The sequence below is a fragment of the Brevibacillus sp. 1238 genome (assembly GCF_029892995.1).
Lineage (GTDB): Bacteria > Bacillota > Bacilli > Brevibacillales > Brevibacillaceae > Brevibacillus > Brevibacillus parabrevis.
This window is the reverse complement of record NZ_JARXWC010000006.1, coordinates 171,623-192,935: the sequence shown is the minus strand read 5'-3', so window position 1 is coordinate 192,935 and position 21,313 is coordinate 171,623. Positions and strand designations below refer to the sequence as shown.

18 protein-coding genes are annotated in these 21,313 nt (G+C 51.6%); 4 read left to right on the top strand and 14 right to left on the bottom strand.

The window, feature by feature from the left end:
* Positions 1-8: 8 nt before the first annotated feature.
* From M2298_RS16190 to M2298_RS16175, 4 genes are all read right to left on the bottom strand, one after another.
* Positions 9-1,250, bottom strand: a complete 1,242-nt coding sequence (locus M2298_RS16190) for a glutathionylspermidine synthase family protein (protein WP_173599138.1) — start codon at positions 1,248-1,250, stop codon at positions 9-11.
* Positions 1,250-1,516, bottom strand: a complete 267-nt coding sequence (locus M2298_RS16185; protein WP_122963930.1) for a hypothetical protein — start codon at positions 1,514-1,516, stop codon at positions 1,250-1,252. Before M2298_RS16185 ends, M2298_RS16190 begins: the two co-directional genes overlap by 1 nt.
* 12 nt (positions 1,517-1,528) lie before the next feature.
* Positions 1,529-1,978: a hypothetical protein gene (locus M2298_RS16180; RefSeq protein WP_173596849.1), complete on the bottom strand. Its 450-nt coding sequence runs from the start codon at positions 1,976-1,978 to the stop codon at positions 1,529-1,531.
* A gap of 377 nt (positions 1,979-2,355) precedes the next feature.
* On the bottom strand, positions 2,356-3,156 hold the full coding sequence (locus tag M2298_RS16175) for an inositol monophosphatase family protein (RefSeq protein WP_122963928.1): 801 nt from the start codon (positions 3,154-3,156) through the stop codon (positions 2,356-2,358).
* A 179-nt stretch (positions 3,157-3,335) separates the two neighbouring features.
* Between M2298_RS16175 and M2298_RS16170 the strand changes: the two genes are divergently transcribed.
* The gene (locus tag M2298_RS16170; RefSeq protein ID WP_122963927.1) at positions 3,336-3,713 is read left to right on the top strand and encodes a hypothetical protein; all 378 of its coding nucleotides are present in this window, start codon (positions 3,336-3,338) and stop codon (positions 3,711-3,713) included.
* 3 nt (positions 3,714-3,716) lie between these two features.
* Here the strand turns inward: M2298_RS16170 and M2298_RS16165 are convergent, their stop codons facing one another.
* On the bottom strand, positions 3,717-4,205 hold the full coding sequence (locus tag M2298_RS16165) for a PaaI family thioesterase (protein ID WP_122963926.1): 489 nt from the start codon (positions 4,203-4,205) through the stop codon (positions 3,717-3,719).
* A gap of 210 nt (positions 4,206-4,415) precedes the next feature.
* On the opposite strand from M2298_RS16165, the gene ilvD reads away from it, so the two are divergent.
* Entirely contained in the window at positions 4,416-6,092 is a 1,677-nt protein-coding gene (gene ilvD / locus M2298_RS16160; RefSeq protein ID WP_122963925.1) for a dihydroxy-acid dehydratase, read from the top strand.
* Positions 6,093-6,175: 83 nt separating this feature from the next.
* Here ilvD and M2298_RS16155 read toward each other — a convergent pair whose 3' ends face one another.
* The 7 genes from M2298_RS16155 to M2298_RS16125 form a co-directional block, all read right to left on the bottom strand.
* Positions 6,176-7,243, bottom strand: coding sequence for a glycosyl hydrolase family 18 protein (locus M2298_RS16155; protein ID WP_173599137.1), 1,068 nt, complete (start codon positions 7,241-7,243; stop codon positions 6,176-6,178).
* A 34-nt stretch (positions 7,244-7,277) separates the two neighbouring features.
* A complete protein-coding gene (locus M2298_RS16150) occupies positions 7,278-9,041 on the bottom strand; it encodes a polysaccharide deacetylase family protein (RefSeq protein WP_280648734.1) in 1,764 nt (587 codons plus the stop codon).
* 45 nt (positions 9,042-9,086) lie between these two features.
* Positions 9,087-10,943: a glycosyltransferase gene (locus M2298_RS16145; RefSeq protein WP_280648733.1), complete on the bottom strand. Its 1,857-nt coding sequence runs from the start codon at positions 10,941-10,943 to the stop codon at positions 9,087-9,089.
* A 20-nt stretch (positions 10,944-10,963) separates the two neighbouring features.
* Positions 10,964-12,277, bottom strand: coding sequence for a nucleotide sugar dehydrogenase (locus M2298_RS16140; protein ID WP_280648732.1), 1,314 nt, complete (start codon positions 12,275-12,277; stop codon positions 10,964-10,966).
* A gap of 26 nt (positions 12,278-12,303) precedes the next feature.
* Positions 12,304-13,761 (bottom strand): polysaccharide deacetylase family protein, encoded by a 1,458-nt coding sequence (locus tag M2298_RS16135; RefSeq protein WP_122963921.1) that lies wholly within the window; start codon positions 13,759-13,761, stop codon positions 12,304-12,306.
* A 115-nt stretch (positions 13,762-13,876) separates the two neighbouring features.
* Positions 13,877-15,322, bottom strand: a complete 1,446-nt coding sequence (locus M2298_RS16130) for a polysaccharide deacetylase family protein (RefSeq protein ID WP_371736944.1) — start codon at positions 15,320-15,322, stop codon at positions 13,877-13,879.
* Positions 15,323-15,718: 396 nt separating this feature from the next.
* The gene (locus M2298_RS16125; protein ID WP_122963919.1) at positions 15,719-16,219 is read right to left on the bottom strand and encodes a C40 family peptidase; all 501 of its coding nucleotides are present in this window, start codon (positions 16,217-16,219) and stop codon (positions 15,719-15,721) included.
* Between the two features lie 453 nt (positions 16,220-16,672).
* Here M2298_RS16125 and trmB point away from each other — a divergent pair, with 453 nt between their 5' ends.
* Positions 16,673-17,317 (top strand): tRNA (guanosine(46)-N7)-methyltransferase TrmB, encoded by a 645-nt coding sequence (trmB, locus tag M2298_RS16120; protein WP_122963918.1) that lies wholly within the window; start codon positions 16,673-16,675, stop codon positions 17,315-17,317.
* Positions 17,318-17,432: 115 nt separating this feature from the next.
* On the top strand, positions 17,433-18,914 hold the full coding sequence (locus M2298_RS16115; protein ID WP_242774882.1) for a sensor domain-containing diguanylate cyclase: 1,482 nt from the start codon (positions 17,433-17,435) through the stop codon (positions 18,912-18,914).
* A 21-nt stretch (positions 18,915-18,935) separates the two neighbouring features.
* On the opposite strand, the gene M2298_RS16110 is transcribed toward M2298_RS16115, so the two are convergent.
* Both M2298_RS16110 and M2298_RS16105 read right to left on the bottom strand, forming a co-directional pair.
* On the bottom strand, positions 18,936-19,655 hold the full coding sequence (locus M2298_RS16110) for a response regulator (RefSeq protein ID WP_280648773.1): 720 nt from the start codon (positions 19,653-19,655) through the stop codon (positions 18,936-18,938).
* Between the two features lie 38 nt (positions 19,656-19,693).
* Entirely contained in the window at positions 19,694-21,280 is a 1,587-nt protein-coding gene (locus M2298_RS16105) for a sensor histidine kinase (RefSeq protein WP_280648730.1), read from the bottom strand.
* Positions 21,281-21,313 lie beyond the last annotated feature (33 nt).

Genomic DNA, 21,313 nt, shown 5'->3' with positions numbered 1-21,313 from the left:
CCTTTTCGTTACCCTTTCATGCCGACCGGCAAGTAATAGGACAAGTTGTTGGTGATCGGGCCGCCGACACGGGCCACGACCGCAGACGCTTCTCCGCCAATCCAGAAGGAGCCCCACAACAGCCTGCCTTGATACGGGCCTGACAGCGTCTGTACCGTAATCTCGGGCAATTCCACCCGCTTTTGATAAATCATCGGCTGCTCCCAGTAAAATTCCTCCTGATCTTTTTCGACCAGTGTCCCATCGGCTGCAAACAGCGCGACACCGCCACCCTCTCTGCCGAAAATCGGCTTGGTGACATAGTCATTCGCTCCTGCAAACCGATTTTCGAAGTACGTTGGAAGCATGTACGTCTCGATGATCGCGTGTTCTTCTTCCTGGAAAAATTCGCCTGCCTCGTGCAAGTTCCAGATCAGCGCCTGGAGCGCTTTCGTCTGGATCAAAAACGCAGACGGCGGATTGATAATCGCCAGTTTTTTCGCAGCGATCAGGGAAAGCACGTGCTCCCCTGTGGGATAGCCGTCTTCGTCCCGCTCTTCGGCCAGCTTTTCCAAGGCGTGCAGCCGATACAGCACATCGACGGGAAGCAAGCTGCCCTCTGCTTCGACGTACAGTCCGTCTTCCCAGACGCGAAGCTTTTCCAGCGGCGCAAATCGGGCGTCGATTCCCGACTTTTCCATCAGATACAAGGTCGTTCCCTTGTCTTCCTCGTGCCAGTCCAGCGAGCTGAACCAGACGTGCTCAACCGGATAGCCCTTGTCGCTGTAAGCTTGCATCAGCCTGGCAAAAGCGCGTTGCAGCTGCGCGTCCATCCCGGCATTCGGGTTTTTCACCCCGAAGTAGCGACACGCGTGTTCGTTGACGTGAAAAGCTTCCACAATCCCTGTCGGGGTATCGCTGTTGCATTCCAGCATCTTCAGCCCTTCGCTCGTGCTGGCGAAGTCAAAGCGGCCGATCGCTGTAGGCAAATCTTGCAGGACAGCGGTTCGCACGGTTTGCAACGCTTGCGCCGGAACGCCCAACTCAAGCAGAAGCGCATCGTCCGCGCGTTGCAAGACAGGCATCACTTTCGTAAAAATGCGGCCGAGCTTTGCCGTTGCTGTCGCAAGCTCCTCCCGAAACGATTCGGAGATGAGGTGGATATCCGCCAGCGCATACTCTTCCCCGTACATCCAATCCCACAGGAAAATTCCTTCCTCGCGCAAAGGGCCGTACAGCGCTTCTCTTCGGTTCTTGTTATCCACTTCCATCACCCCGAGCTGGACACGCCCGAGCTGCCGATTCCACCTTTGGAGCTGCTGGGGCTAATGCCGCTGGATACTCCTGACGACTTGCTTTTGGACGAACTGCCGCCGTAGTAGCCGGACGATCCGCGCGAACTGCTCCCGCCGTCGTCGCAATATCCGTCATTGTCATCGTCGTAGCAATCGTCATCATAATCAGACGAGCATCCGCTAATAGCCAGCGTTGCCGCCACAAACAGACCGACCACCTTTGCCGATTTTGTCAGTGCCATGCTTTTTCCCTCCTACCCTGCCGGCTGTGCGTAGTAAATGTACACCTGACGATCCTCATCCACCTCAGCCGAGGTTTTTTCCCATTCGCGGCCATTCAGATACAAATAGTCGCTTTGCAAATGCAGGAGAGCATCGTCGTCATCTTTGAACGAAAACGTGTGCACGAGTGGGTAGAGACGTGTGTTCTCCCTGTATTCGCGCATCTCGATCTGGATGCTCCCCCAGCGCACGGACGGTCTTTCGGCATAGTCCACCGCCGTCTCCTCGGACGAGTGGCGGACGTAGATCACATATGTCCCGCCCTCGATGGCGCAAGAAGTCTTCTCGTAGACGACATGCCCCTTCACCAAATAGTCGCAGGCAAAGCGCAGCGACACCTCGTCCTTGTCGATGCGATCGTAATAAAACAGGACAGGGTACCCGTTCGTCTCGTCCAGCAGACGATATTCCAGTCTAGCCATGCTGTCACCCCATTTCTCAGTAAAATGATGCCCTTTTCAAGATAGCACCAATTTATACGCATCACGGAACAAATGGTTGCCGAAAAAACACGAAATTCGGCTAAAAAGGGAAAAGCTGGTGCAAGAGTCCCGTCTCCTGCCCCAGCCTTGGCCATTTTTGTGAAGGCTCTTTTCGCAAATTTTGTTGCTATTGCTGTTGTGGAAACGTGTGTTCTATAATGAAAATCAGGAAGTCTATAGGATTTCCATTTACCGTGAATGCACGCTTCGCTTGGTACTATAAATATCAAGCAACTCACGGCTTTTCTAAAAGCAACAATTTCTTAGAAAAGAGCGTTTGTGAAAATGGTCGCGCTGTTTGTATGTGGCTTCCAAGCCTACCGCTGCACATTCGCCACGTGCTGCTCCACTGTCATCGCGCGGATCGTATCGTGCAGCTGACCGTTTGTCGCTACGAGCGAACGCGTCTGATCCTGGAAAAACGGCTCGTGTCGGTAAGGCTCACCTTGCCAATCGGTTATGGTAGCGCCCGCTTCACTCGCGATCACGATTCCGGCAGCCACGTCCATGATCCCCGAACGCTGCATGACGATGTAGTCGAGCCAGCCATTGGCGAGCAGGCACCAATCGAGTGCCGGAGCCACGTTGCGCAACAGACGCTTCGTCTGGAGCATGAACGGCTCTGTAACAGCAAGCTCCTCCTGCCTGGTCACGGTTTCGCGTCCGCGAATGTACGTCCCTGCTGCCCGCGTCAAGTCTGTCCGGTTGTTGATCGAGATGCGTTTGCCGTTCAGGAACGCTCCTTGCCCTTTTTCCGCCCAGAACATTTGACCTGCTACCGGATTGTACACGACGCCAAGGGCGAGTTCGCCTTTGTGCTGCAAGGCAATCGATATACTAAAATACGGATGGCCGATAAAATAATTGTTCGTGCCGTCCAGCGGATCGACAATCCACAAATACTCCTCGTCGCGGCTGACCATCCCGATCTCTTCGGAAAAAATCGTATGCGTCGGGAAGTGACGGTGCAGCACTTCAATGATGCGCTGCTCGCTGCCTTTGTCCTCCGGCAGTTTCACATCGTTATGCAGCTCCTCGTCAGGGGTGAGCTGCTCCAGAAAACGCTCCTTCAAAAAGGCTCCTGCCACACTTGCTGCTTCCTTGGCAATTTCCAGCATCGGCTTTTCGCTCCTTCATTGGGTCGTTTGTCCATTGTTTTCCCTTGCATTCCTCATGCGCACATCACTATGATAGAATGACACCCATCGCGAAAAAGACAAAAGACGCAGCGCAGGCGAGCGGGCGCAAAGCCAGGCTTTGGCGCATACAGCCCGACGCTTTTTAGGAGGGGAAAAACATGAACAGCGACTTCATTCGTCTGAAAAATATGGAGGGTGAGCTGAAATTCACCCAGATGAACAATAGCTACGGCTTTACGGTCACGACAAAAGAACTCGTGTTTTTCAAGCCGCACCTGACCTACCACCTGTTTTTGCACGATATCGTCAGCATGGTGCCGCATACGCTCGATACGGCGCCGATGTCGTTTCGGCTGAACAGAGAAACCGTCCACACGACCTTTGGCTCCCAATACTACAAAATCGGCGTCAAATGGGCGCGGATCGTCTCTCGTTCCGGCATCGTGGAGAAAGAAAACATGGAATTTATCGTGCCCCTCTCCGGCAAGATGCTGACCTATATTTCACAATACAGCGGACTTGTTGTGATCCGGTGAAGTTCAGGTAAAAAATTTTCGATTTAAAACGATAAACGAACCCGTGCCGTGCGCGATCCGATGGTTACGCTCGTCGTAAACGCTGCCTTCCATAACGACCAGCGTCTGTCCCCGATGCAAAAATGTCGCTTCAGCGCGCAGCCGTTCCCCTATTCCCGGACGCAAGTAGTTGAGCTTCAACTCGGTCGTGACCGCGTACTGCTCCGGGGGCAGGGAACGGTTGATCAACGAGCCCATGGCCGAGTCGATCAGCGTGGCGAGAATCCCTCCATGTACCGCGCCTCCCGAATTGTGCATGAACACCGTGAGCGGCAGTTCGAAGCGATACGACTGCTTCTTTTCGTCGATAAACTCTCCCTTCAAGCCGAGAAAGCCTGAAAGATAGGCACTTTTGCGCTCGCGCTTTTGCCGGATAGCCTGCATCGCCAACTCCAGTATTTTGCGCTCCTCATCGCTGCCTTCCTCGCAAATACTTTTCAATTCCTCTATCATTTTGTTCACTCCAACAAAATTAAAATTCGTTCTCTTATTGTAGCTGATAAAGCTTGTTTTCGCCATGCTGCAAGCGGCATGGCAAGCTGCCTGCAAGCGTCAGACTGAGCAAATGTTCAGACTTTTACGGTTGTTTCTACTAATAAAAATTGATAAGATAGTGCAAAACATAAGACAGGTCATTTTCAAGCAGGAAGGGAGAGCTATACATTGGCTAGACAACGCAGTGACATGATTAAAAAAGGTTTCGACCGCGCACCGCACCGCAGCTTGCTCCGGGCGGCAGGCGTAAAAGACGAGGATTTCGACAAACCGTTTATCGCCATCTGCAACTCTTACATTGATATTATCCCAGGCCATGTGCACTTGCAGGAGTTTGGCAAGCTGGTCAAAGAAGCTGTTCGCGCCGCAGGCATGGTTCCATTTGAGTTTAATACCATCGGGGTTGATGACGGGATCGCCATGGGCCATATCGGGATGCGCTATTCCCTCCCAAGCCGCGAGATCATCGCAGACAGCCTGGAAACGGTCGTAGCCGCGCACTGGTTCGACGGCATGATTTGCATCCCGAACTGTGACAAGATCACTCCGGGAATGATCATGGGCGCTCTGCGCGTCAACATTCCGACTGTCTTCGTGACAGGCGGACCGATGAAAGCAGGCAAGACAAGCGACGGCCGCTCTATCTCGCTTTCCTCCGTATTCGAAGGAGTCGGGGCGTACCAGGCAGGTCTGATCGACAACAAGCAGCTGGAAGAGCTGGAGCAATACGGATGTCCGACTTGCGGTTCCTGTTCCGGTATGTTTACCGCCAACTCGATGAACTGTCTGCTCGAAGCGATCGGTCTGGCGCTGCCAGGCAACGGCACCGTTCTCGCCGTCTCTCCGGAGCGCCGCGAACTGGTACAAGCCTCTGCAGAAAAACTGAAAAATTTGATCGAGCGTGATATCAAACCGCGCGATATCGTTACCCTCGAAGCGATCGACGACGCCTTCGCGCTCGATATGGCGATGGGCGGCTCGACGAATACCGTTTTGCACACATTGGCAATCGCTCAGGAGGCAGGCATCGAGTATCCAATCGAGCGCATCAACGAAGTGGCGAAGCGCATTCCGCACATTTGCAAACTGGCGCCATCGTCCGACTACCACATCGAGGATTGCCACGAAGCAGGCGGCGTCTCCGCTGTTCTCAAGGAAATTGCGCGAAAAGAAGGCGCGATCCATCCGAACCGCATCACCGTGACAGGCAAAACGCTCGCGGAAAACATCGCGGAAGCGGAAATCAAAAACGACCAGGTGATCCGCCGTCTGGAGAACCCGTACAGTGCCTCCGGCGGTCTGGCCGTCCTGTTCGGCAACCTCGCCGAGCAAGGCTCGATCATCAAAACGGGCGGTGTCGATCCTTCTATTAAAAAGCACGAAGGACCAGCGATCTGCTTCGACTCCCAGGAAGAAGCGCTGGCGGGCATCGCGGCAGGCAAAATCAAGTCCGGTCACGTCGTCATCATCCGTTACGAGGGACCAAAAGGCGGCCCGGGCATGCCAGAAATGCTGGCTCCTACTTCGCAAATCGTCGGGATGGGACTCGGCAAGGAAGTGGCTCTCGTCACAGACGGCCGTTTCTCCGGCGCTTCCCGCGGCATCAGCATCGGGCACGTCTCCCCGGAAGCGGCTGAAGGCGGCCTTATCGCGTTCGTCCAAGACGGCGACATCATCTCGATCGATCTCGAAGAGCGCACGATTCACCTGAACGTTGACGAGGCTGAACTGGCCCGCCGTCGCGAAGGCTGGAAAGAATTTGAGCCGAAAGTGAAAACAGGCTACCTGGCACGCTACTCCAAGATGGTAACGAATGCGAGCATGGGCGGCATCCTGAAAATCTAGTACGCGCACGACCTAATAGAAAAGAGAAAAGCCCCCTTCCCTCTGGCCTAGAAGTAATGGCCGCAAAGGAAGGGGGCTTCTTCTTATTCATTCATGAACGAAACACTTGCCGGACTCAAATCACCCAGGCGCCACAAAGCGAGCTTGTGGTAGCCTTCACTGGCAATGACTTGCGACCAGGTTTGCAATGTCGTCTCGTCGGCATACCAAACCGTGTGCTTCTGTTTTTGCTCGTCTACGTACTGGAAATAAAGGCTGCCACTCGCCTCGTCACGCTGCGGTTGCGCCATATTGACTTTCGCCAAATACACGGCTTGCTGCTCCGTTACCTGGACCGCCTTGCCCGAAGCTGTCCAGTCAAACCCGCCAGACGCAATAGCGATTACCTTTTCTCCCGGCACGACCTTCATGCGGGTTGCCAGTTCTTTGATAAACGCCCGGTCCGCTTTCGGTCCTGGCCCGGTCGAGGTTCCGTACAGGTTGTACGCCATCATCACATAGACGGGGCCTTTGGGCAGCGCGAGTGTTTCAATCGGCGTCCGCGGCTCCAGCACCACCCGGAGGGTCTTTTCTTTTGCCTGAAGGCGCTTATGCAGTTCCTGGATAAACAGCAGCATGTTCTGCCAGTCTTTGTCCGCAACCCGTTCGTAGTCGATCTCCACCCCATGGAACTGGTACGTCGTTACCGCCTCCATGATCTGGTCGATGTGCTTCGTCCGGCTTTGCGGCGTCGCCATCAGCCGCGTTACGATCGCCGGGTCCTTTTGGCTGTCCGTGCCATTCTTGCGCTTCTGATCGTTCACGATCGTCAAATCCACATGGACGAGACTGCTTTTTCGCGAGATTTCCTGGACTTTGGGCAACCCCTCTTTGAACATATCGGTAAACAGCAGTTGATCCGCTTCGTCAAAATAGGCGGCAAACATCTGCACACTGGTCAAACCGTTCGTCATGCCTTGCAAATCCGCGGAGCCGTCCATCCATTGCCAGTCCGTGACCCAGGCTGTCTTCTCCATCGGCTGTTCTGCCGCCTCCACACTTTTCCACGAATCGGAAGTGCTTCCCAAGATATCGCAGCCCCCGAGTAACGTCCCAATAGCACTGAGGCATACTGCGAGAACAATCGTCTGTTTTTTGAACCGCTTCTTCATCGTCACCTGACCTGGTTCCCCTTTTCCTTCTATGTTAGAACGTTTCGATGACCCAGTCGATGGCAGCATGGAACGCTTTCTCCGATACGTGCACCACTTCATCCCAGCCCGAATACGAATTTTTGAACAGGATAGCATCGCTCGCCTCGCCATTGGTCGGAACAAACACGCTCATGTCCGTAAAAATCGCATCGTAAATGTCATCTTTTTTGTTTTGCTTGCTGTACTGGGCTTCCAGTGCCAAGCCGCCTTTCTCCATGGTAGCATCTATTTGCTGTTTGTCTATCAGCAGCTGTTTGTCCACAGCCACAGATAACTGATTGTCCCGGAGAGTGATGTCAAGCAGCCTAGATTGTTGAATATTGATCGGGTATCCCTCGTCTTCCTTGGGAGCACCCGCTTCCGTCTGGGCCTTGCTGTAGACGGTCGCCTTGTCGTACGCCAAATCTTCCGGCTTCCATTGTACCTCGCCGAGCTTGGTCTTGGACAGCTCTTTTACAGCGCTGCCGGGCTTTTTCTCTTCGAGCTTGAGTTCATTGTTTTCCAAAGTCAGGCGAATGAACGAGTTTTTCTTGCGGTCATAACGCAAATAAATCGCTTGCTTGCCGACGACGTTGCCTTCGAGCTTGGCTGTAAAGCCCACATCTTTGTAGTTTTCGCTGTCGCGCAAATAAATCTGGCCGTTCTCGCTCGGCGGGGAAGTCAAAATCAGTCGGTTGTCCTTAAATTCTTCCGCTCCGCTCATGCGCTCCCATTGTTTCGCCTGGTTCTCGTCTCCCAGCACGAATTTCATCTTTTGCTGCGTATCCTTCTGAATTTTCATCAGCAAATGATTGGTCGACCAATAAGGGGCAGGCTGCACGCGAGTCAAGTTGTACAAGCTCTCGTCACGCGAATTGTACACGTTGCCTTCCCGGTTGAAATGCATGGCGAACAGCTTGCGGATGTTCGCATCATTGACATCGGAAACGAGCCGGTTCATCCCTTGATAGAGCGTATTGGCGTGCATGATCATGTACACGCGCGGGACAGACCCGAGCTGCTCGGTGTAAATATCTTTCATCAACTGATAGTCGTGGGTAATCCGTTCTTCCATCTGCGTCCGATTTTCCACCGGAATCATGTCCTGATCGCGGATGAAGTCCATCAAAAAATGGTTGTAATACTCCACGTGGTTTTTCGTAGGCAGCTGGTTTTCGTCTCTCACGCCGATAAACGTGCCGTCCCGGTCAAAAATATTGATGTAGGTCAGCCGATAACCGTTTGTGCCCATTTCCCAGAAGCCTTTTTCCTGCATGCGCAGCAAATCTTTGGGCTGGAGAAACTTGTTGTCGCTGTTGCCCATCTTGTTGGCGTACGTCAGCGCAGTTGCCTTGTAGTTGTACTTTTCCAGAAGCGGCTGAGCAAACAAATGAGAGTCGTTTCGCCCATCTTCAAAAGCGAGAAACAAAGCTTTGTCTGGCAGCGGCTTGTTTTTTTGGTAAAAATCCAGAACATCTTGTTGCGAAATCGTCACGTAGCCTTGCTTGCGGAGCGCCTTCAGATGTTCATCCAGCAGCTCTTTGGCAATCAGCTTCGGTGTGCCGTTGCGCCCGACGCCAAAGTAGGAAAGGGCAATGAATCCTTTTTGATTTTGCCACTGTGTCGTATCTGCCTGCACGTATTGTTTCGTATCGAAAACGGCTTGATAGACAATCATGCCGACAAGCAGCAAAATCGCAAATTGCCAGACAGTGCGAATCTTTTTTCGGCGATCCTTCTTTTTGTAATCCAGGGCGGCACTACGCTTTCCTCTCATCTCATCCCCCCCTTGCTCTCGAAATCTCCCACGCAGCAACTGTGTTTAAAACGGCAAGCTGAATCCTTTTTTGCCTTTTTGTTTTCGGGCTTCTTTTTTCAATTTCGCCTCAATGTCTTGCGGTGTCTCCCGTGTGCCCCAGGTCGATTTCCAGAACGTCACCCAGGCGACAGGCATTTGCCAAAGCAAGACAAATTCGTAGAACACGCAAAAAACAAACCCGAACACCCACAGCTTGCTCCTGCGGAACAGCAAATGAGCCAGACTCATCAGCATCGCCATCAGCAAAAGCCCCATCAAAAACGTTCCGGGGAACACGTGATGGACGAGCGGAACGTATCCGAGGTTGTACAACACGATGACAGGTGCTGCAATCGGAACAATCAGGCCAATGTAAAAGAACAGCGCCATGAACGGCTCTTTTTTCCAAATGAACATGCTGGCCCGCAGCGATTCACGCAGCCACGAACGCTTCCAGCGCATTTGCTGCTTCAAGAACACGCTCATCTTCGACGGCACAATCGTCGAACAGATGGCCGAGTCCTGGTAAGAGGTTCGATGTGTCTGCAAAATGTAGTTGGTCATGCTTCGGTCGTCGCCAAAAGTCGCAGGCTGACCGAGAAACTTCTGACTCAGCCAGGCATCGGAATGCTTGGTGATCAAATCTTTGCGATAGCACGACAGCGGCCCGGACAAGCACGTCACGCTGTCGAACCAGGCTTCTGCCGCTTTCATGATGCGAAAAGCGATATAGTACCGAACCGTTTGCAGCTTCGTAATCGAGTTCGTGTATTTGTTCTCCACGTCTGTCCGCCCGGCTACGCCGCCCATTTTCGGGTCCTGAAAAGGCTGAACCAGATGGCGGATCGCGGTCGGCTCCAGGAAGCTGTCCGAGTCCACAAACACGACCAGATCGTGCTTCGCCATCTCCACGCCTTTGACCAGAGCGACGCGCTTCCCGCCATTTTCGGGCAGGACATGCATGCGCACCCTTTCTCTCGTCATGAAGCGGTCGGCCTCGTTATGGATCATCTCGATGACCTTCTCGATCTGCTCCACCGAGCGGTCCGTCGAGCGATCATCGACCACGATTACTTCCAGTTTGTCGATCGGATAGTTTTGATTGACACAACTCAAAATCGTGCGATGAATCCATTCCTCTTCGTTAAAGCACGGGATGATGATCGAGACTCCCGGCGTAAAGTCCGGATTGATCGGCACATCCCGGTACAGGGCGCCAAAAAAGTAGCGGGTCAGCAAAAAGGCCGCCGCGATCAAGCTGTACATGTACAAAAGAATGTTGTACTGGAAGTAAATCACGCTCTCCGCGCGCATGAGCATGATGAAAATCGTCGAGAACAACAGCATGGCGCTGGAGCCGTAAATGGCGTAGCCCCATCGTTTTCTTTGCAGATATTCTGTCAGCGGCTTGGCAAATTCAAACGCCACCATCAGCTTCTCCTGCTCATCCTCGGTCTTCGTAAAGTTTCGGACGACCTTCGCCTCTAACTTGACGGATGATTCAAATCCTTCCGGCATCGTGCCTGGAGGAATATCGCAATGAATCGAAACCGTTTTTCCCACAAACAGCCGCTCTTGGGCAGCTGGCCCAAATTCGCACAAAAGACCTGTTGTGGAAATATCGACTGTGCGCCCCTTGAACGCGCTTTTTTTCTGTTTCTTGCGCGTGTAGACCACGACATCAAAATTGGCCATGTAACGCAGGCTCAGCATCCGCAACCTGTCCAGGTAAGCTGGATCATCCTGAGCCACATCCGCAGCCTGTCCTCTTCGATCTGCCTGTGTCCGAATATTTTCTGGGTCTGGAACATTGGAGAGGAGTCGCCGATCCGCTCGAGAAACCGTCAGCACTTCATCTGTATTTTTCTTTTTGAATATCACTGTCGCTTCTCCACTCCCTCTTACAAGCTCCAGTAATGGTAACCCTTATTCACAAAATCGGCTTTTTGATAAACTCCTTTGATATCGAAAATCATTTTTGTCTGACCGCTTCCGTACATGGCATCGAAGTCGTCCACGCTCATGCTGGCAAAAAAGGCGTGCGGAACCGCTACGATCACCACGTCCAATTCTTTCAGCGCATCCGGGTGGGAAAGCTCGATCCGGTATTCCTCGTACGCCAGTCTGGGATCAGCCAGCGGATCGACGACAAGCGGCACAATCCCGTACTCGTGAAGCTCGGAAACAATGTCCACTACTTTCGAGTTGCGAATATCCGGGCAGTTTTCCTTGTAGGCCAAGCCCATGATGCCGATTTTCACGTTTTTGACGTCCAGCTTCATCCGTACAACCGACTTGATGATTTGTTCCGCGATGTATTTGCCCATCCCGTCATTGATGTGGCGACCCGCCAAAATGATTTTGGAATGGTACCCGCTGTCTTCTGCCTTGTAGGTCAAGTAATACGGATCGATGCCGATACAGTGCCCTCCTACCAGACCCGGTGTGAACGGCAAAAAGTTCCACTTCGTCCGGGCAGCCTGCAGCACGGCCTTCGTATCGATGCCCATCTGATGAAACAGCATCGCAAGCTCATTCATGAACGCAATATTGATGTCGCGCTGGGCATTTTCAATGACCTTGGCTGCTTCGGCGACCTTGATGCTCTCCGCCCGATACACGCCCGCCTCCACAACCAGCCCGTACACCCGTGCCACCGTATCCAATGTTTGTTCGTCCATGCCTGATACAATCTTCACGATCGATTCAAAACGGTGCACGTCATCGCCCGGATTGATGCGCTCCGGCGAATAGCCGACTGTGAAATCCTCTCCACAACGCATGTTCGATTCGCTTTCCAGTATCGGGATGCATATTTCCTCGGTCACTCCCGGATACACGGTCGATTCGAAGACGACAACCGATCCTTTCGGCATATGTTTCGCTACCGTCCGCGTCGCCGCCTGTACGTAGTGCAGATCTGGCACATTGCCGCTCTTGATCGGCGTCGGCACGGCGACGATGAAAAACCGCGCTTCCGACAGTCTTGTTTCATCTGACGTAAAGTCAATCGTACTGGCTCGCAGCCGCTCCTCGTCCATGCTTCCATCCGGGCATAGCCCGTTTTGGTAATTGTCCACTTTGACGCGATTGACATCAAAACCGATTACAGACACTTTTTCTGCCAACGCAACTGCTACTGGTAACCCTACATATCCGAGTCCGACGACAGCAATTTTTTCCCGGCGCTCTACAATTGCGTCAAACAGATCCATGATGTTTCTTCCTCTCTCATTGTCGATTACGAACCAAACATTTCTGACATTTTCACAAACGTATAGCCTTTCTCTTGCAGCTTCTCAATGATGGTTGGCAACGCGTCTACGGTTTTTATGTCATCGAGCATGTGCAGCAGGATCACACTGCCATTTTTTGTTTTCTCGATGACGATGTTTGCAATTTCGTCCGCCGTCTTTGTTTTCATGTAATCGGAAGGATCTACATCAAAGTTCGTAATGGTATGGTAACCAGTCGCTGAAATAGCTTTTAATGTATTGTCATTAATGGCTCCGGTCGGTGGTCGGAAGTACATGGTCGGCTTTTGCTGAATCGCGCCTGTAATGATCTGATGCGCTTTGACGATTTCTTCCTGCATCTGAGCCACTGTGATTTTGGTCAAAACGGGATGAGAGTACGTGTGGTTCGCCACATCGTGTCCTGCTTCATATATCGCTCTGGCGAGGTTCGGATTTTTTGCCACCCCGTCGGCCCGCAAGAAGAACGAAGCTTTAATCTGGTACTTGTCCAATGTGTCCAAAATTTTTGTGACAGTAGCATCGCTTCCCCAGTCGTCAAAAGACAGGGCGATCTGCGGCTTGTCTGACTCGTCTCTTTGTACATATCGATAAGTAACATTTTGAACATCCAAATTGATTTTCGCAGCGTCATAGCCTTCAATTTGCTCAGCTGGCTTTCTCTCTTGGCTGCCTGCAATCAAGTCTTTCAAAGGAACAAAGCGATATCCGGCATCGTTTGCTGCCCGCGCCAAAAGAGCAACATTCTCGGCGAGTTGCTTGCTCTCAACGGTGTCCATGGTTATGATCCCGCCACGATTGATGTATTTTCTGACGTAGCGCATTTTTTGTTCTTCTGTCTCTTTTTCCCAGTTATGCAAAAACAGGCTGGTGGAGATAACAGCTTCATGGCCTGCGCCCGCTGCGGCCAACAAAATGTCATCGGTATAGGTCGCCGATTTTGTTCGCACGTAACGTGTTTTAATCCCTGCCTTCTTCTCAATGACATCTTTGGCCAGCTTGATCTCGGAGCTGATCTTGTCATAGGGAAGCTTGCTCAGATCGAGCAGATTCAGTGTATTGTTCTCGACCTCATGGCCGCGCGCAGCGATTTCTTTTGCCAGATTCGGCTCCTCGGCTACACGCATGCCAGGCAAAAAGAAAGTCGCCTTGATCTGCTGCTTGTCCAGTGCATCGAGCAGTTGTTTCATCTTCTTGCTGTCAGCCATCCCGTTAAAGGTAAGAGCCAGTTCTCGCTTGGTCGTATAGACGAAAGGAATGCCCTTGCTTTTTTCTCCTGTATAGCGAATGATCTTTTGAGTCGTTTTGGTTTTTTGCGCAGCGTAGCCAAATGGCTGGCCCCGATCGTGCAGCGGAGCGCATCCTGCTAACACGGCAATCGCAAGCATCGCCATGGCTATGGAAAACAAGAATGATTTTTGGTTTCTTCCTATCTTTTTGGGCATGTCTTTTCTCCTTTTCTCCCGATATACGCAAAGAAAATTCCTCGACTACAGTCCTTCATACTACTCCTTATGAAAGAAAACAGCTATAGTCAATTCCAGGCAGTTTTCCCGCGTTTTACTTTGGAACCATGTCAGCCATTTTGACGAATTTGAAGCCTTTCTGTTTCAGCTTTTCCAAGGCAACAGGCAGCGCTTCAACTGTATGTATGTTGTCGAGCATATGAAGCAAAATGACGCTGCCGTTTTTCGTCTTGGTCATGATTCCGTTGACGATATCATCGGCGCTGTGTCTGGCATCCCAGTCCAGCATCGTCACGTCGTACATCGCGATGTTTTTGTATCCGACTGCCGAGATCAATCGGGCTGTCTCGTCGTTAACGACTCCTGTCGGTGGACGAAACAGCATCACAGGCTGCTGCTGAATCGCATCTGTAATGACACGGTGCGCTTTCACCAAGTCTTCTTGCAACTGCTGCGGCGAAATCGTCGTGACGACCGGATGGCTGTAACTGTGGTTCGCCACGTCGTGCCCGCCTTCCACCATCGCCCGCGCCAGGTTGGGGTTGTCCTCTACCCCTTTTGCCCGCAGGAAAAAGGTCGCGACGACATCGTGCTCTTCCAAAATATCGAGAATCTTCGTAACCGTCTTGTCGCTGCCCCAGTCGTCAAAAGTCAGGGCAATTTTCGGTTCGTTCGTCTCCATCTGATAGATGAGGTGATAGGTGGCATTTTTCGTGTCGGGATTGATTTTTGCCGCATCATAGCCAGGAATTTGTTCCAGCGGCTTGCGCTCTCCTCCGTTTTTCACAAGCTCCCCCAGCGGAACGAGCTTGTAGCCGATGTCATTGGCCGCTTTCGCAATATAGGAGATGGCGGGAATCACTTCGGGATTGATGTCTGTATTCATCGTAATAATCCCGCCCCTGGTCATGAACCTCTCCACGTACTCGCCAATCGCCTTTGCATCCTTTTTCATGTCCCGGTCTTTCGGATTGATGCTGTAGCTGACTACGCCTTTCATTCCCAACGCAGCCGCAGCCAGACGGACATTATCGGTAACATCCCCCGATTTGGTGCGCACATAGCTTGGAGTAACTCCGGTCTGCTTTTTGATTACGTCGTTGCCAAGCTGAATCTCTTTGTAGATTTGCTCATAGCTGAGTTGGGCATCGTCCAAGTGATTCAGCGTGTTGTTCTCGATTTCATGCCCTCGCTTGAGGATTTCCTTGGCGATCTCCGGCTCTTCCGCAACCCGCATGCCCGGGAGAAAAAAGGTCGCTTTGATCTGGTACTTGTCCAGCTCGTCCAGCAGCTTCTTCATGGTTGCGTCATCCCCCATCCCGTTGAAGGTCAGGGTCAGTTCTTTCTTTGCTGTATATACAAAAGGAATGACTTTGCTCTTCTCACCGTTGCTCGCGGGAATCGTTTGAGTCGTATTCGCTTTCGGAACGTTGTTTGCTTCTTCAACCCCAAACTGGCAGCCGACAAGCAAAGAGCTTGCAATCATCCATGCACTCCACGGCAGAACCCGCCGTTTGCGTGGCGTACGCGTAGTAACCATCAAGTTTCCTTTCCCCTTGTCATAAAATATGTACAAGAATGACAATATAGGTAATTTTACCTATGAAAAAAGTTCCAGAAAAGCAGTTTTCTTTCTAATTTCGCACTATACACTACTTTTAAAGAGGTAGTAAAGCCCTAAATTCCACACTTTCCCTGCGTATGCCTGTGTTCATTTTACATAAACGGCTTATGAATGAACAACATACATATTGTAGTTTACCATAAACATTATCAGTCACTTTTCTACCATTTTCGCACGTATACAAAAAGAACGATCCACAAAGGATCGTTCCGAGAAGCATTGCGGCTTGTTCTTTTCCAAAATTTGCTTGCGCTTTTCTCGCAACAATCTGCGCTGCGAGACGTATTACTAAGTAAGAGAACAAAGAATCAGCTACAGAACACGTCGCGCAGAAACGAAGCGCTTCTCCCAGGACGTTCCTTTAAATGCGGTAAAGGTCACACCCGGTTGCCCGTAGGTATGTAGAATCTTGTTGTTTCCCGCATAAATAGCAACGTGAGTAATCCGCTTGGACTTCGTCGTCGTGCTCGCCTTGAAAAATACCAAATCCCCTTTTTTCAGGTTGGCCTTGGACACACTCACGCCTTTTTTCGCCTGGTCACGCGAGGTACGTGGCAAGCTTTTGCCTACTGCTACACGGAATACGCGCTGCGTGAAAGAAGAGCAGTCAAAAACAGCTGTTGTCGAGCTCTTTGCACCAAATTTATAGGGGGTCCCCAGATATTTTTTACCTGTGCTGATGACTTTGTCTGCCTTCGCTTGCGTCCAGGCTGCGTGAGCTACATTTTGCTCTCCTGGCATTGGCAGTGCAATCGCTGTTACTCCTAAAGTCAATCCCATTACGATTCCGATGAGGGTTTTTCGCAATTTCATGTTGTTCATCCTCCCTTTTGACAGAACGCGCTTCTACGAGATGGTTTCGGTAGAAGCTTTATTTATGCAAAGTTTGGGTGACCTCTCACTTGTTCTCTACTTTACCAAAGCTGTCGCGCTGTGAAATTACCAAAAACTTGGCAGAAACCGATTGAACAAATGGATGTGATTTCCGCTTGACGCCCTCAAGCCCGCTGTAACAGGCATTCCTTAAATTTTCAGTTTATTTTCATGCCAAAATGTTCCTCCGGTTTTGTCCAATTGTATCCAGTGCGATTCGCCGATTGTCCGCATCATATGCGACTTATGACCTATACCCACTTGCAAAAAATCCCTTTTCGCGCTATTTTCACGCGGGCAAAAATGGTTTCTTCCTTCTCTCTCTTCTCTATGCTTGCAACCTGTTGAGAGTCATCGTAAAGTAGATAGGAGTTCGTTTTGAAGGAGGAACATATGCGACTGCGTAACATCCCAGGCGCCGAAGCGGCCCTGCGTGAATATCCGACATTTGTAGACAGCCCGCTTTCCTATAAAGGAAGATGGAAGGAACGCTTCGGAAATGACCATCCGATCCACGTGGAGATCGGCTGTGGAAAGGGACGCTTCATTAATACACTGGCAAAGCGTCACCCTGATACGAATTTCATTGCGGTTGAACTGAAAGCAGAGGTTGTTTTGCGGGCCTTGCAGCGAACCGAGTACGAGACGATTCCGAATCTGGCATTTATCCAGTTCGACGCCTCCAAGATCAGTGAACTGTTCGCCGATCATGAAATTGCCCGGATTTATTTGAATTTCAGCGATCCGTGGCCAAAAGCGCGCCATGCCAAGCGCCGCCTCACCTACGCCAGCTTCCTGAACAACTATCGCCAGGTGCTCACCCAAGACGGCGAAATTCATATGAAGACCGACAACGAAAAGCTGTTTGAGTTCTCCCTCAATCAATTCGCTGCCGAGCGCTTTCAGATGAAGAACATCACCTTTGATCTTCACCAATCGAAACTCGCAGAAGAAAACGTGATGACCGAGTACGAAGAGCGCTTTTCTTCCAGAGGACAGCGGATCTACCGGGTAGAAGCCAGCTGCTTGATAAAGTAAGCGAAGCGCAACGCTTTTACAAGTAAATGACTCCCACGCGAACACGCTATGGATACAGCTCGTGCTTGCGTGGGGTTTTTTCGATCTTTCAAGCAAAGGATTGGGAGAAAAGCATATGAATCGCTACGATGATGCCTTTCACGAATGGAATAACAGCCTTTTGTTCGCGCGGTTACGGATGACCTCGATATTCTTGCTTTTGTGCTATCCCGTCTTTCTGTACGTCGATCTCGTCCTGCTTAAAGACGTCGGCAATCCGCTGTTTCTTTACACGCTTACTTCTATACATACATCAGGCTTTATCGCCTCCTTGATTCTCGTCTTCATCTATCAAAAATTTCAGAAGAGCGAAAGCTTCATGCGCTCCTCCTGGCCGCACTCTCTGATCATTTTGTTCGTGGCGGGCTACGTCCTAGCAAGCGCTCTGTCGTCTTTGAACAGCCACAGACTCTCGGGAAATATTGACGCCTACGTCGTCGTGCTCATCGGGGTTGCAGCCGTCTTTCCGCTGCGCCCGCGGTACTTCGCCTATATTCTTGTGCCTTGTCACTTGCTGTTTCTGTATGTGTTGGCGCAAATTCCCCAGGATGATTTCTCGCTTCACGCCAAACAGATCAATACGAGCATGACGGTGTGCATCTCCTTTTTCATCGTGCTTGCTTTCCATTCTTATAGAAAAAAAGAGTTCAACTACAAGCGTGAGCAAAAGGAATCAGCGGAAAATTTGCGCAAATTGTTTGACATCAATCCGTACCCGCTGCTTCTCTCCCGCCTCTCTGACGGGCGCATTTTGCTGATGAACGAGCGCGCCCAAAAAGAATGGCCCTGCACAGCAGGTGACGAAGAACGTTACGACACGAGCTATGTTTTTCAGGACGCAGCAGATCGCCAGGAAGTCGTCGAGCAACTGCGCAAAACAGGCAGCATCAAAAACCACGTGCTCCAGCAAAAAAGCGCGCCGGGCTTTACCCGTTGGGCCATGGTTCACTATGAAGTGATTGAGTACGACAACATCCCGTGCATTTTATCCGGGATGACAGACATCACCGAGTTGAAAAAAGTAGAAAGCGAGCTGGCAAAGCACGCCTCGATCGACTTGCTGACTGGTCAGTTGAATCGCCGGAGCGGGATCGAAGCCCTGCAACAGATCGTCGCTGAATCCCGCAGCTCCTGGATTTCATGCACGATTTGCTTCGTCGACATCAACAATCTCAAGCAAGTAAACGACCAGTACGGACACCGGGAGGGCGACGCGCTGATCACGACGGTGTGCGATGTGATCAGAGGCGTCATCTGCGCTGACGACATTTTGTTTCGCTACGGCGGTGACGAGTTCATCATCCTCTTTACCGGCAAGTCGCAAGAAGCAGTCGAGGCGCTTTGGGACGTCATTTGGCAGCAGTTTTTGGCGATCAATGCCGCCCAGAAAAAGCCGTACCTCATTACGGCGAGCCACGGACTGTTTTATTTCTGCTCTGGTATGGATGTAACGATCGAGGACATGATCGAGCAAGCTGATGCAGCCATGTACAAAGAAAAAACCAGACGGAAAAAGGAGCTGTCCGACATGGTCGGCGGCGCTCATCCGCTGGTTTAATCCTGAAAAGCCGCTAGTTGTTCAGTTGCCGTCTTTTCGCCTGCTCACCATTCTGTACACACGTTCTGGCCGTCCAACCACGCCGTAGGAAAGGTCAGCGACGGCTTCGCCAATAGCAACCAGATACTCCAAATAGCGACGGGCCGTTGAACGGCTGATGCCCGTTTCTTTGCTGACCAGCTCGGTAGTAGCTTCTTGTGTTTGCATCAGATAGCCGGATATTTTGTCCAGTGTAATCTGATCAATCCCTTTGACGGCTCTTCCTTCCGCTGGTTTTTTGCTGCTTGTCCGGGAAATTAGCTCATCAATCTGGGCCTGGCTGATTTGCTCCCTGTCCTGTTTCCACTCCCGCACTTTTTGCCTGAACTCCTGGTAGCTCTGCAAAGTCTGTTGCAGGCGGGCAAAAATCAGCGGCTTGGTGATGAAATCAAAGACGCCGTAGCGTATCGCTTCTACGACGGTATCCACCTCTTTGGCTGCTGTCAGCATGATGCAATCGCACGCGGGAAACTGCTCCTTGATCACAGACAAGAAATCCAGTCCGTCCATGTCCGGAAAATAAATGTCCAACAGCACCAAATCGGGCTGAAGCAGCTCCAGCTGATCCCTGGCTTCCTGGGCATTGGTCGCAATGCCGACAACCTCGTACCCTTCCACCTTTTCCACAAAGCGACGATTTACTTCGGCAATCCTCAAATCGTCCTCTACAATCAAAACCCGTATTGCGCTTTTTCCCGCCATGCTCTTCACTACAGCTCTCCCTCCTTCATCTGCGACGTTCAAACCTCTTTCGGCAGCGTCACCGTAAAAATAGTTCCGCCCGCCGGATTACCTGTATGCGTAATATTGCCATGCAGCTTGGAAACCGCTTGTTGCACCAGATGCAGGCCGTACCCGTGATTCGGCTGCTGCTTGGTAGAAAAGCCAAGCTCGAATACCCGCTCGGCATGTTCCCGCGAGATGCCTGGGCCGCGATCTTCTACTTCGATCAACAGCACCTCTTGCATATCGAGCAAAAAAATCGTGATCTCCTGGGCAAAAGCGCCCGGTGCCCAGACGGCATCCATCGCATTATCGAGCAAATTTCCCAAAATGACAATCAGTTGGGCGCGATCAATAGCCGCTGGAATTTCGCGGAAGTTGCTTTCCGGATCGATTTTCAGCTCAATTTTGCGCTCATTGGCCTGATTCAGCTTGCCGAGCAAAAGTCCGGCGATCAGCGGGTCTGGCACCTCTTGCAAAATGAATCGCGTATGGCTGACGTGTGCATCCAGCTCGGACGAGATAAACTGGATCGCTTCCTGATACGACTCCAGCTGGATCAAACCGGAGATCAGGTGCAGCTTGTTGGAATACTCGTGCGTTTGCGAGCGGAGCACTTCAGCATATTCCTTTACCCTGGACAGCTCTTGCGTCACCTCGAACAATTCCGAACGGTTGCGGAAGCTGGCGACAGCGCCCGTGATCTGGTTGTTCGCATCCTTGATCGGCACGCGGTTGACAATCAGCACCTGCTCGTTCACCAGCGCTTCGCGGTCAAACTCGGCTTCCCCCGTCTCGATTACCTCCGTGAGGCCAAGCGCGTGCACCAGGTCGTCCTGCTTCTCTGTCAAACAATCGCGCTCCTTTTCCTGCTTTTGGCCGAGCAGTCGTTGCGCCGTCTGATTGGCAAGCGTGATCGCCCCTGTCTCGTTGACCGCCACAATGCCTTCGCGAATCGATTCAAGCACAGCCTGGTTCTCCTGATACAGCCGTCCGATGCTCGCTGGCTCCAAGCCGAAAATCGCTTTTTTGACATTCCGGGCAAGCAGTATCGTACACACGACGCCCAAAAGCAGCGTGATGATCCCGACAAGCACAATCCGGTCGCGGTACGATTCAATCGTCTCATTAATATCGGCAAACAAAAATCCGACAGATACGACTCCTATCACTTGCCCTGCTTCATTATAGATCGGCGTTTTTCCCCTGAGGCCAGGCCCCAGCGATCCGACCGTTTCCGAGATGATCGAGTTTCCTTCGAACACCGTTTCGTTATCGCCCCCGACCATCGGCTTGCCGATTTCATCCGGGTCTGGATGGGAGTAGCGAATCCCTTGCAAATTGCCAACTGTAATAAAAGCGGCGTTCGTGCTTACCCGGATTTTTTCCGCAATCGGATTGATGATTTTGGCCGGGTCCTCTGTGTAAAACGCCTGCTTGATTTCCTCCATTTGCGCCACGGTTTTCGCCGTGTCCAACGCCCGTCTGCCAATCTCTTTTTCCAGGGCATCCGCGAGCATCAGCTCAAACGTAATCCCCAAAATCACGATGACACCTAGCAGGAGCGAACAGATGATCAACATCAGCTTGCTGTGAAAACGCACGTTCCTCTCCCCCCCTTCTTCTCATTGTAACCC